This is a genomic window from Coleofasciculus sp. C1-SOL-03, from assembly GCF_040220555.1.
Taxonomy (GTDB): domain Bacteria; phylum Cyanobacteriota; class Cyanobacteriia; order Cyanobacteriales; family Coleofasciculaceae; genus Coleofasciculus.
Genome location: NZ_JAVJUO010000116.1, coordinates 1 through 12511, shown reverse-complemented (window position 1 = coordinate 12511; position 12511 = coordinate 1). Strand labels below are relative to the sequence as shown.

General features: G+C 44.5%; 9 protein-coding genes. 8 read left to right on the top strand and 1 reads right to left on the bottom strand.

What is annotated here, in order from left to right; genetic code table 11:
• Window positions 1–168: 168 nt before the first annotated feature.
• Window positions 169–1068 (bottom strand): NAD(P)-dependent oxidoreductase, encoded by a 900-nt coding sequence (locus RIE73_RS18505; protein WP_446402573.1) that lies wholly within the window; start codon window positions 1066–1068, stop codon window positions 169–171.
• Window positions 1069–1267: 199 nt separating this feature from the next.
• Here RIE73_RS18505 and RIE73_RS18500 point away from each other — a divergent pair, with 199 nt between their 5' ends.
• From RIE73_RS18500 to RIE73_RS18465, 8 genes are all read left to right on the top strand, one after another.
• Window positions 1268–2764, top strand: a complete 1497-nt coding sequence (locus tag RIE73_RS18500; RefSeq protein ID WP_446402572.1) for a hypothetical protein — start codon at window positions 1268–1270, stop codon at window positions 2762–2764.
• A gap of 245 nt (window positions 2765–3009) precedes the next feature.
• Window positions 3010–3963: a glycosyltransferase family 2 protein gene (locus RIE73_RS18495; protein ID WP_446402571.1), complete on the top strand. Its 954-nt coding sequence runs from the start codon at window positions 3010–3012 to the stop codon at window positions 3961–3963.
• A gap of 199 nt (window positions 3964–4162) precedes the next feature.
• A complete protein-coding gene (locus RIE73_RS18490; RefSeq protein WP_446402570.1) occupies window positions 4163–5755 on the top strand; it encodes a hypothetical protein in 1593 nt (530 codons plus the stop codon).
• Window positions 5756–5794: 39 nt separating this feature from the next.
• Window positions 5795–6751 (top strand): lysylphosphatidylglycerol synthase transmembrane domain-containing protein, encoded by a 957-nt coding sequence (locus RIE73_RS18485; protein ID WP_446402569.1) that lies wholly within the window; start codon window positions 5795–5797, stop codon window positions 6749–6751.
• Window positions 6752–6881: 130 nt separating this feature from the next.
• Window positions 6882–8327, top strand: coding sequence for a sensor histidine kinase (locus RIE73_RS18480; protein ID WP_446402568.1), 1446 nt, complete (start codon window positions 6882–6884; stop codon window positions 8325–8327).
• 311 nt (window positions 8328–8638) lie between these two features.
• Window positions 8639–11413 (top strand): KGGVGR-motif variant AAA ATPase, encoded by a 2775-nt coding sequence (locus RIE73_RS18475; RefSeq protein WP_446402567.1) that lies wholly within the window; start codon window positions 8639–8641, stop codon window positions 11411–11413.
• Between the two features lie 75 nt (window positions 11414–11488).
• Window positions 11489–11713: a helix-turn-helix transcriptional regulator gene (locus tag RIE73_RS18470; RefSeq protein WP_006102707.1), complete on the top strand. Its 225-nt coding sequence runs from the start codon at window positions 11489–11491 to the stop codon at window positions 11711–11713.
• A 46-nt stretch (window positions 11714–11759) separates the two neighbouring features.
• Window positions 11760–12299: a Uma2 family endonuclease gene (locus tag RIE73_RS18465; RefSeq protein ID WP_446402566.1), complete on the top strand. Its 540-nt coding sequence runs from the start codon at window positions 11760–11762 to the stop codon at window positions 12297–12299.
• The last annotated feature ends 212 nt before the right edge of the window (window positions 12300–12511 follow it).

The window sequence follows — 12511 nt, the reverse complement described above, 5'->3', positions numbered from 1 at the left end:
GTGAATTGAGTCCCTAAACCCGCCCCTACAATTGTTGATTTATCGGTGGGGAGGGCGGGTTTTGTTGTTCATTTATCGGTGAATAGGTGAATTGAGTCCCTAAACCCGCCCCTACGAATGACCCTTGGAGCCTTCTGCCTCCTGCCTTCTGCCCTCTGCCTTCTTGCACTAGGACTTCTGATAAGCGCGAATCATTGCCTGAGTCCCCTGTTCCCCTCCTTTACCACTATCAAACTCTTGAACCATCTTAAATAAACGGTCAGCGAGTTCCACTCCTGGCAATTCCTGAGGCGATGAACTTAAGGTCTCCTGCACCAATCTTAAATCCTTCAGGATATGCTTAATCATAAAACCCGGTTGGAAATCCGACGCGGCAATTTTCGGACCCAAATTCGACAGCGCCCAAGAACCAGCCGCCCCCGTACTGCAAACCTCTACAATTAAGTTCGGGTCAATATCCTGCTGCTGCGCCAACTGCATCGCTTCACACAACGCCACCGCATGCACCGCCGCCAAAACCTGGTTACACAGTTTGACCGCCTGACCACTCCCCATCGGTCCACACAGGCGAATGGTTTTACCCAAAACCGCCAACAACGGTTTGCTTTGCTCAAAATCTTTAGCCTCTCCACCCACCATAATCGTCAGTGTGCCATTTTTTGCCCCAATATCACCTCCAGAAATGGGTGCATCCAAAAAGCGCAAGTTATGCTGTTGCAGTTGCGTCCCGATTTCACGCGCCGCCTCTGGACCAATTGTACTGGTATCAATCACCAGCGTACCTGGACGCGCTGATTCGGCAACCCCTCCCGTTCCCAGCAGAACCTGTTTGACATCAGGAACATCACTGACACAGGAAAAGACGATATCAGCCGATGCGACAGCCTCATGAATCGAAGGCACCACGGTTACCCCAGCCTGAGCCGCAATCTCTACACCCGGACGATTAGGGGTTCGATTCCACCCCTTAACCGCGTAACCCGATGGCGCCAAATTTGCCGCCATAGGTCCGCCCATGACGCCAAGTCCGATAAAGGCAATCTGTTGATTCATATCTGTTGAGTCCATTGTCTGTGCTGCTTATCAGTTGCTAGAGATGTCATGCCTTTGTCATACTAGAATCTCTTGAGAGAAAATCGGGGAGTCTCAGTCTCACGCCAATCATCGAGTTGGTTTGCCAGAAAAGCGACAGGAAATAAGCCGTACTGAGTCAGCCGACGTCATCGAAAATAATCTATAAAAATAACTACAATACTTAAAAAATACTATGGTAAATCCCAGCGAGATTCAAGAGTCCACCCTTCCCCAACAGCAACTCGCTCATCAGCAGGTTGGGAAAATGGCGTTCGCCTTATCCATCGGCATTGGGCTGATTTATCTGGCATTTCTCAAACCGGGGATTTGGGGCTTTGATGGCAATGACATGCTGGATGTTTCCCAGTCATTAGTTACCGAATTTGATTTTAGCGTGCCGCCCGGTTCCGGAGCCTTGGGTCGCGATGGGCAATATTACTCAATTCGATATCCCTTATTACCGATTATTGCCACACCCTTTGTTGCCGTGGGACTGGTGTTGGGTCACTGGTTCAATATACCGACGAACTATTCATCGGCGGTTTGTGCGTTGGTTGTATCAGTAATATTAACGGCTTTAACCACATCCCTGGTAGCTTTATTGGCATTGCGCTTGGGAAGCAGTCGCACGGGGGCGTACTTAGCCGCCTTATGTTTTGCCTTGGGTACGACAGCCTTGGTCTATTCGCGAGAGTTCTTTGCTGAACCCCTCCTCTCTTTTATAACTGCGTCTAGCCTCTATCTTGCCCTGGGAAAAACCAGTCGTGAACATGCGGGTGCGAGTATTCTTTCCGGCTTAGCCTTGACCGCAAAACCGGCGGGTATTGTCATTGGACCGGTGTTGTCCGCCTATCTCCTCCTCAAGCGGTATCCCCTGCGGAATGCTCTGGGTCCCCTACTGGGTACAATTATGGGATTTATGCTGTTCATGGCGTATAACTACCTGCGGTTTGGTGGTTTACTCTCCAGTGGACAAAATGCCTCCAAATTTACCTTGGATGGAATGCTAGAACGATTCATCGGTTTGATCTTGAGTCCCGGCGCAGGCGGGGGGTTAATCTGGTACTGTCCGCCGACTATTCTGGCAATTATTGGATTTCGCAACGCGCTCAAATCTAAACCCCTAGAAGCCTTAGCCATTGTGGGCATATTCGGCGGGTATTGGCTACTCCATTCCTTGTGGGAATTTGGCGGCTGGAGTTGGGGACCTCGATTTTTAGTTCCCGCACTTCCAGGATTGATGGCGCTAGTCGCCCTGATTGGGAAAAGGTGGTGGAAGTGGTTAATTGGTTTGACGGTACTCGGGTTCCTCGCCAACGCCCCAACCCTGGTATCGTATTTTCAACGCTACTATGCCGAAGCCGTCGATGGAGGGTATATTAACCGAGCCAGAGCCTTATGGGATTCGCCCAGCTATGCTCCTCTATTTAATGCTTGGGGTGCAGCCTATCGCCAGGTTAGCAGTGCCTTAAGTACAAATATTCGAGATGTCCTAGGGCAAGTTGGAGAACCACCGCCCGGTGACCAAATGACCAGCGCTCAATTGTTACATATTGTGGCGGTGTGGTGGTGGGTATTGCCTGCTGTTGGTATCCCGATTTGGGTGGGTGGACTTTTCGCCGCCCTGTTGATTGGAGCAGGCGTTTGGGTGCTGCGTTGGGGATGGCTGCAAGCTAGAGCCAAAGCATAAACGGAATAGTGGCAACAAGGCAGAGGGCAGAGGGCAGAAGGTTTCCAGGAAAATACCAAATAAGTGGTCGGACTTTCATTCAAATTAACGGTTGAGATTAGGGAACTCACGGGCAGGGAACAGTCAGGATTTGAGGCTTGTTAATATTTCTTAGTACAGCGTACAGAAGTTATGTCCAGGTACTTAGTTGTCAGAAAGAAGCGGTATTTTAATGGTGTGATTCAACTGTTTTGGCGATACGTGCAATGAAATTAATCATTCAAATCCCTTGTTATAACGAAGAGGCTACCCTAGGGCTAACACTGTCCGAACTCCCCCGTCAAGTCCCTGGAGTCGATACGGTAGAGTGGCTAATTATCAATGATGGTAGTATCGACCAAACGGTTGAAGTTGCCAAAGCCTGTGGCGTTGACCATATTGTTAGCTTTGATCATAATCAGGGTTTAGCCAAGGGGTTTATGGCAGGGATAGAAGCCTGTTTAAAGGCAGGAGCCGATATTATCGTGAATACAGATGCCGATAATCAGTACTGTGCCGCAGATATCCCCAAACTCATTGAACCTATATTACAAGGTCAGGCAGAAATTGTCGTCGGTGCCCGACCCATCCAGCAAATTAAGCATTTTTCTCCCGCCAAAAAGTTTTTGCAAAAATTAGGAAGCTGGGTAGTCCGAATCGCGAGTAAAACCAATATCCCCGACGCTCCCAGTGGCTTCCGCGCCATCAGTCGGAATGCAGCGCTGCAACTGAATGTGTTTAGCCAATATACGTATACCCTAGAAATGATTATTCAGGCGGGACAGAAAAACATCGCCATTGCTTCGGTGCCAATTAGAACCAATGATTTCCTGCGCCCGTCCCGTTTAGTTAAAAGTATTCCCGCTTATATCCAGCGCTCTATTCTTACAATTGTTCGCATCTTCATGACCTATCAACCGCTTCAGTTCTTCACAGTTCTGGGGACGGTTCCTTTCGGATTAGGGTTGATTCTGTGCGTGCGTTGGTTGGTGGTCTTTGATCCGGATAGAAGTCGTGCGCCTAGCTTAATTGTCGCCGCCATTTTAATTCTGATTGGCTTTCAACTGTGGATGTTTGGATTAATTGCTGACTTGATGGCGGTGAATCGTAAGCTGCTAGAAGATATTCAACTGCGGCGGCGACGTGCTGATATTGAAGATTACCGGAAAAATAAAGTATGAATCATCAACCAAGACAGAGGAAAAGGCTTTTACGCAGATATTGCAGCACTGATAATAAATCCCAAGTTACCGTGAGGTGGGCAAGAGCAATCAACGATAATAGAAGCGTTTCCAAGTTGATCATTCTTGCCCACCCTACATAAAATCGCAGAGTATAACAAACAAATAACATAAGACATAAGACATAAGACATAAGACAATGAATAAAGACCTGTTTGCCCGTGAAGCCCTTGTCCAAATCCCCAAACTTCTCACTCTGCTAGACCGCAATCCGCACAGTCCAACTTATGGCTGTTTTGACCGCAACTTCTGGCAGTATAAAATTATCGATTTCCCTAGTGGGATGGCTCAGGAGTTTGTTTTACCCCTGGCATTGGCGTATAATACCCAATTATCCGATAATCCTTTCTACCAACAACCAGCGATTCAAGATTGGGTGGAAGCCGGAATTCTTTATGCGGCTAAAAGCGCTCATCCGGATGGGTCTTGTGATGACTATTTCCCGTTTGAACGCGCTGGAGGCGCAGCGGCATTTTCCCTACTCGCCTGTATTGATAGTTATCAAGAATTAGGCTTAAATAACCCAATTGCTTTACAGTTTTTTGAACAACGAGCCGATTGGCTAGCTCATCATCAAGAAAGTGGACGCCTGACCAATCACCAAGCGTTAATTGTTCTGTGTCTAGATTTACTGTCTAATCTATTACAAGCCACCCAATGGGATAGAGCTAGAGTGCAACGTTTAGAACAGGTATTATCTTGGCAAAATCCTGAAGGTTGGTTTATTGAGTACGAAGGCTGTGACCCCGGTTACCATACGTTAACGATTTCTTGTTTAGCCCGGATTTATCAACTTAGACCTGATCCCCGGCTTAAAGAAGCATTAGTCAAAGCGGTTGATTTAGCCGCAGAATTTGTCCATCCTGATGGTTCTTATGGGGGAGAATATACCAGTCGCAATACATACAATTTCTTTCCCCATGGTTTTGAACTGGTGGGACAATGGTATCCCCAAGCCCTAGAAATTAACGATCGCGTCCTGGTGGGACTGGCAAATGGACTGGCTCCTTGCTATGCCGACGATCATATTATCGGTCACCATACCTGGAATTATCTTCTCGCATGGCGTGATTTTGTGTCAACTCGACCTGAACCTACTCCTCGTTCTCCGGGTCGGGTTTGGTTTAAGGACGCACAAGTTTTAATTGACCGTCGCCAAAATACGGAACTGTATTTAGCCTTAAACAAAGGGGGTGTCTTTAAACTGTTTAAAGATAACCGTTTAGTCGCTTCTGATACCCAATTTTCTTTGCAAGTCGCAACCGAAAAAAAAATAAAAAATGCGGTGGGTCATTTAGTCGATACCTATCAAGTAAAAGTTGAGGACAATGAAATTACGATTGAAGGGGAGTTGGGCTGGGCTAAACAGAAACAAATGACTCCGACAAATTTACTAATTTTGCGAGTCGTTATGCTCACCGTCGGTCGCTTCTTCCCCAACTTAATCCGCAAACTCTTACAAAAAATGCTAATTACAGGCAAGCAAAACGCTCCATTCCACTTCCGTCGCTTGATCGAGTGGAAAAATGGACAATGGCATATCAGTGATGAGTTACAAGCCAAGTCCTGGAAAGACGTGATTGCGGCTGGAATCGGGGGCGATCAAACATCAATTTATGTGGTCATGAGTCGCACGTTTCAACGGGGACAATTACAGCCCTGGTTAGATTTAACCGATGAGGTTAAAAAACTGGATGTTTGTGAATGGTTACGATTAGAGCGAAAATTTTAAAATCATCAACAATGAACAATCAACAATGAACCATAAATTATGAAACGACTTATTTCAATCGCTGTCAGTCTAATCATCTTGGGGGTGATTTACTCCAAAATTGATTTTCCCGAACTCGTTGCCGTTTTTCAAAATAGCGATCGCTTCTGGATGCCTGTAAGCTTGGGAATGGTTGTTCCCCTAACCTTATTCACGTCTTGGCGGTTGCAACAACTAATGCCCAGTGGCGCTCGCTTGGGCTTTTTTGAGGCAAATCGGTTAATTTTAGCGGCAAGCGTTTTAAATATGGTACTGCCGTCCAAGATGGGAGATATTGCCAAAGCCTATTTCATGAAACAGCGCGGTCATCTAAGCGGAACACTTTCGTTATCGCTGGTGATTTTTGAGAAAGCTTGTGATCTGTTATCCCTGCTGTTGTGGTGTGTTTTTGGTTTATTGCTCTATGAGCCGAAAGATTGGCTATTTTGGCTGATGACACTGGCGGTGGGCGTGGGTTTAGTTTTGGGGATTTCTCTGTTAGCGTCTCGAAAATTTGCTTATTTTTTCTTTCTTGTGGCTCGCAAAATTGCCCCCAAAAAAATGCGTTCCAAATTAGAAACGATGCAAGGATCGTGGGGGGACATGCATGACTATTTTTGGCGCGATCAACGTCAACTTCTCAAAATTACCGGAACGTCGATTTTTATTTGGTTTTTACACTTATTACAAATTTGGTTCTTTATCCTAGCGCTGAAGGCGGCGACTCCGTTTCTGGTGAATCTCGCCTTATCTCCTCTGGCCATTTTAGCCGGATTATTACCTCTAACCTTTGCCGGAGTTGGCACACGCGATGCCGCATTAGTATTGTTTTATCAGGACTATCTAGACCCTGCAACTGCCGCCGCCTTGGGATTGTTGTGTACCTCGCGTTACTTTTTACCTGCCATTGGCGGGTTACCATTCCTGAGTCAATTTTTAGCAACAGTCCGTACAATCAAGAACAGTCGAGACACGTAGCGCTTAGAGTGACTCATCTCACTCAATTTAGTGATTGAAATCACACGTATTGCGGACTACATATCACTGATAGCGTGATCCGAATCCTAGAAGCTAGTAGTAATGCCCAGATAAGCTTAGCAAGTCCCCCATGTTACTTCCCAGCAGCGACCGTTTACTCAACAGTCCACCTGATTGGTTGGAGTCAGACAAACCCTTGTGTCCTAATTTGGTTAAGCAAACTCGGCAGTTAGAAGTGTTGAATGAGGAATTAGCGGATAAAATTGCAGAACGTCAAGATATGGAGTTAGCCCTGAGGAAATATCGCAGCATGTTTGAGGGTGCCGTTGAGGGCATCTTTCAAACCACTCCAGACGGGCATTTTATTGACTGCAATCCAGCGCTGGCAAAGATTTATGGTTATGCATCCCCAGCAGAACTGTTGGAGGAACTAACCGATATTGGACAACAACTTTACGTTGATCCAAATCGACGACGGGATTTCATCGAGAAACTGCGATCGCATGATTCAGTCACAGACTTTGAATCCCAGGTGTATCGAAAAGATGGGCAGATCATCTGGATTAGTGAGAATGCTAGGGCGGTGCGCGATCGCGACGGGAATTTACTCTATTATGAAGGATTCATCACCGATATTACCCAGCGCAAAGTTACCGAAGAATCCTTGCAGCGATCCCAAGCCAAATACAAAGCCCAAGCCGAGCAACTTGAGCAGACATTAAATCAACTGCAACAGACGCAACAGCAGTTAATTGAAAAAGAACATCTTTCCACCTTAGGCAAATTGCTCGCTGGCGTTGCCCACGAAATTAATAATCCAGTTAATTTCTTATGCAACAATTTCCCCCATGCTCAACAATATACCACAGACTTATTAAATTTACTCCAACTCTACAGCAAATATAACCCCCAACCTGCACCGGAAGTTCAACAGGAAGCTGAAGACATGGATCTAGAGTTTCTGGTTGAAGATTTTCCCAAAACCCTGTCATCGATGCAAATGGGGGCTGAACGTCTGCGCCAACTTGTTCATTCCCTCAAAACCCTATCTGGAGGAGACGAAGAGCAATCGATAGATATCCATCAAGGGTTAGATAGCACCCTAGTCATGCTCTACTATCGTTTAAAATCCAAAGGAAATAAGCAAGAAATAAAAGTATTCAAGGATTATAGTAAACTGCCTTTAGTCACTTGTTATCCTTGTGGGTTAAATCAGGTATTTATGAATGTGCTTTGTAATGCCATCGATGCCCTCAGGGATATGCGTTTTCAACCCGCTAATGGGGACAGTGAGCAAACTCTAACGCCATCCATCTGGATTCGCACAGAATTAATCGATAATGAGAAATCTGGGGCGTGTGCGGTTATTCGCATTATCGATAACGGACCCGGAATAGATGACGAACGGAAACAGCGAATCTTTGAGCCTTTTTTTACGACTAAACCTCCGGGGAAAGGTACGGGTTTAGGATTGTCAATTAGCCATCAAATCATTGTTGAAAAACATGGCGGAACGTTTACCTGTAATTCCACACCGGGTCAAGGAACAGAGTTTGTGATTGAAATTCCGATTTGAATTTAGGGTTTATAGGTCATAGTTGATTGGGTAGCAAGGTTTTACCCCAACGCTAGTGGTTGAGTTGAGCTACCTGTAGGGGTACGATAATATCGTGCCCCTACCATAATCAAGAGGCTGCCTGCTCAGATTCGGCTAAAAGATATTAAAATTCAAGGTTCTCCTCACCAAAGAAACTTGACATCCGATCAAATTAACCAACTCTGGAGATATGGTCATAGTTTTGAAAAAAACGCTCAAATTCAAGATAAAGATTTAGAATCAACGCTGTTTCAGATAGCTGAGTGGATTAAAGTAGAATTAAGAAGTATATGAAAGCGATGAGACTCTTGACCTGGTTGGATGTTCGGCGAGTTATTCGTCGAGAAACAAACTATGGAAGTCACCTGCCAAAGGGAATTGTCAGAATTAATAGTTTTTCTGATGCCATAGAAATTGGTATATCGTCTGAGGACTATCGAGATAATGCAAAGCAAGCTCTCAAAGAATGGTTTGGAGATTGGTATCAACAAGAAGAAGAAGAGAATTTTATTCAACTAGACTTGGGAGAGGAAATTTTACCCGTAGAGTTTATTCACCAGGAAGAAAGCGGCGATACCGATATTCCGATTCGTCCCTTCTGGGAAGAAGTAGCTTACTTGCAAAATAATGGTGAGCCAGAGACTGAAGTTCCAAAAAATCTCCATATCCCAGAAGCCTATCCTAGTACCAGCCCCCAATTAGTTGCCTTTTATTCGTTCAAAGGAGGAGTAGGCAGAACCCTGCACTTAGCTGCCCATCTTTTTGCTTTACTTGAGCGAGCCAGAGAACTCAATCAAGCCAAAACATTTTTAGTCGTAGATGCTGATTTAGAAGCACCCGGTCTAACCTACTGGAATCGCTCGGAAAAACAACAACCTACTGTTTCTTTCATTAATTTTCTGGAAGCTTACCATGCTTCATCTCTGGAACCAGAACCCGTGCTTTCCTTTTTGGCGAAAGAGCTGAGAAAATCTCCCAAACGGGATGGAAAATCGACAATTTACTTTCTTCCGGCTTGTCTAGATGATAGCGAATTACTCGATACACCTATTCTACCCGAACACTTAGTCAGAACTATCGATGGAGCATGGGAATTTGGTAATGCTTTATCTCAATTAGGTCATGCTGTAAATGCGGATTATGTACTCATTGACCTGCGTTCTGGTTTAAGTGAAATTTCCAGTCCGATTATTTTTGATCCGAGAATTCAACGGTTTATCGTAACCACAATTAATGACCAATCAGTCAATGGTTCGAGTTTAGTTTTGCAGCAGTTAAGTCACACCGCTCCTCCAGAAACAGAAGTTGACTCAGAAAACTACTATGATCCTCTAGTATTGATTACTCTACTCACGCCAGAACTTAAATCCCTTCCTGCTTTTGACGAGGCTTTATCTAGATTTCAGGCGGCTTATGTTCAGTCTCAAGGTGATATTTATCAAACTCGTTTAAAAATAAAGGAAACGGATTTCACTCAGGAATTGCTTTATTTGAATAATTGGGAGGATGCTCGTTCAAAACTTAGCCCGACTTCAGTCACGAAAGTTGCAAAGGAGTGGGCAGAGAGTCAGTTAATCAAACCGAAAGAACAGCACTTAGATTTACCAACAACTCAGGACTCTAATCCCTTGGCAGCAGTGCGTCGTCTCCGAGATGTGTGTCAGCAGTATGAATATGCTGAAAGTGGACAGGGAGAGGACTTGTTAGTCACTGAACCGTTGAAAAACTTAGCTACGACTTTTCGGGATGAGTTACCCCGTATAGTCTCAATTGGCTCTAAAGGTTCAGGTAAGACATTTAATTATATTCAGTTGTCTCGTTTAAAATATTGGCATAAATTTATTCAGCGGGTTTTGGGTGAAACGAATGAATCTGAAGAGAAAACTTATATATTTCCCATGCTGCAATCGCTGAATCTCCGAGACAATGCCATTAAAATTATTCAAGAGGCAAGAAACGAAGTTATATCTGTTTCCGGCAATAGTTTTTCAGAGTTTTCTCATTCAGAATATAACGATAAGATTGAATCAGCACTTGCCAACCAAAACTGGGGAAAGCAGGAATGGACACAATTTTGGATTAAAGAGATTGCCAAAACTGTCGGTCTTGATCCAGAAAGCAAGGACTATTGGAGTTTTAATGATATTAACAATGTCCTGAAGCAGAAATCATTGAGGGTAATCTTTTTATTTGATGGGCTAGAAGATATTTTTCCTGACGCATCCTCTAATTCCATCCAGCAAGCCGCTATTGAGTCTCTGATTCGTCTACCAGCCCGGTTATCAGAAATTAGAAAAAATAACTTAGGCTTAATTATTTTTATCCGGCGTGATTTTGTCCGTTACGCCATCACCCAGAATTTATCTCAATTTGAAAATCTCTACGGGTCTTATGATTTATATTGGGATGCTGATTCTTTTATGAATCTAGTTTTTTGGGTTTGCAGTCAAGCGAAAGTTATCGATGCTGATGAATCAGAACTAGATAGCATGACTCGCGAACAGCTCATTGAAAAGCTAGAAAATTTATGGGGCAAAAAGCTGGGTTCTGATAAGTCAAAAGAAGCTTATACACCGAATTGGGTATTCGCTGCTCTGACAGATTTTAAAGGAAGGCTACAAGCTAGAGATATTGTGCGCTTCTTATATCATGCTGCTGATGAAACCATAGAAAATGCCCAAGAAGTTCAATTTGAAAAGTGGTCTACCAGCCGTCTCTTACCACCCCAGGCGATTCGTCGTGCTTTAGAACCCTGTAGTAAGAAGAAGGTTCAAGAAGCCAAAGAGGAGTATCCTGCCTTTAGAACATGGGTTGATACTCTCCAGTCTAAAGATCTAAAAGAAATGCGAGTCCCATTCACTTTAGATAATTTTGAGATCGAACCATCAACGTTAAGTATGCTGGAAGAAATCGGAGTGGTTTATGAAGACCGAGCTAGAGATGATACGCCGCGATATTATATGCCAGAAATTTTTCGCGCAGGTTTAGATTTTACCTTAGATAAAGGAGCGCGTCCTCGGGTTGTGGTATTGAAGCGCAAGGCTCTAGGATCAGGGATTATTTAATCCTAGTTGTGTAGAGACGTTGCATGCCACATACCGTTTTATCTATACCATATAGTAATTACCGTTCAGTATAGAATGACTGAAGCAAGTAATCAAGTAACTTTGATGGAATTGCGAAACCGTGCTGGCTTAACTCGCCGACAAGTGGCGATGGAGTTAGGCGTGACGGAAAAAACAATCTACGTGTGGGAGACGAGTTCAAATCCACCTCGCCTGACGGTGGCTCAGGTTCAGCGCTTGATCGAGATGTTGAATTGTTCTATGGCGGAACTGGTTGAAGCGACAGAAAATCGATCCTAGATGAAGTTATCTGTCAATAATTGCTACACAAGGAAAGTAAGCAGATATGGTCACTACTCCTGTTGGACAACAAGTTTTCTCCCTGGAAGACTATATGCAAAATCCTCCTGATCGGATGGAGTGGGTGAATGGGAAACTGGTTGAGAAAAATGGAATGACGTTTAAGCATAGTGTCACTCAATCCCGATTAGATTATTACTGGAGGAGTTATAAAATCTCCAGTGGGCAAGGGGGAGAGGTGTTGACAGAAGCCCCCTGTCGTACTAACAAGCAAGGGCGGCGTCCAGATGTTGCTTATATCACTCGCGAATTGCTTGAAGAGTATGGTGAGTTTGAGGTAATTCCTGTCAGTTTTCCGTTAATTGCTGAGGTGGCGTCCCCGACTGACTTAGTTGAGGATTTTTGGGCAAAGGCGACTAAGTATTTGGCGTCAGGTTGTCAGGAAGTTTGGTTAGTGTTACCAGAGAATCGCTTAATATTTGTGCTGACTCAAACTCAAAAGTTATGGTTTGGTAAGGGTGAAGTCGCAAGAACACAGGAGGTATTAAAAGGATTTAGTGTGGCAGTGGATGAATTATTGGATTGATATCATTTTTGTCTACATAGGGCTTGCTGCACAAGTCGGAAACCCTTAGATTTCAAGGCTTTGAGGCAGTTGTTCTGCGGCTGTTGTGCAAGAAAATAAGACAGGATTTGTAAAAAACCTAGCACCTAGCGTGAGAAAGATACTCCCAGGACAACGATTGTGGGTTGGATTAAACCCTCTTCCCTTCTGCCTTCTGCCTCCTGCATAAAAGC

Bases quoted from the DNA above. Each gene is read 5' to 3' on its own strand.
- RIE73_RS18475 (WP_446402567.1), top strand. From the start codon at position 8,639: ATGAAAGCGATGAGACTCTTGACCTGGTTGGATGTTCGGCGAGTTATT.
- RIE73_RS18470 (WP_006102707.1), top strand. From the start codon at position 11,489: ATGACTGAAGCAAGTAATCAAGTAACTTTGATGGAATTGCGAAACCGT.
- RIE73_RS18465 (WP_446402566.1), top strand. From the start codon at position 11,760: ATGGTCACTACTCCTGTTGGACAACAAGTTTTCTCCCTGGAAGACTAT.
- RIE73_RS18485 (WP_446402569.1), top strand. From the start codon at position 5,795: ATGAAACGACTTATTTCAATCGCTGTCAGTCTAATCATCTTGGGGGTG.
- RIE73_RS18505 (WP_446402573.1), bottom strand. From the start codon at position 1,068: ATGGACTCAACAGATATGAATCAACAGATTGCCTTTATCGGACTTGGC.
- RIE73_RS18490 (WP_446402570.1), top strand. From the start codon at position 4,163: ATGAATAAAGACCTGTTTGCCCGTGAAGCCCTTGTCCAAATCCCCAAA.
- RIE73_RS18495 (WP_446402571.1), top strand. From the start codon at position 3,010: ATGAAATTAATCATTCAAATCCCTTGTTATAACGAAGAGGCTACCCTA.
- RIE73_RS18480 (WP_446402568.1), top strand. From the start codon at position 6,882: ATGTTACTTCCCAGCAGCGACCGTTTACTCAACAGTCCACCTGATTGG.
- RIE73_RS18500 (WP_446402572.1), top strand. From the start codon at position 1,268: ATGGTAAATCCCAGCGAGATTCAAGAGTCCACCCTTCCCCAACAGCAA.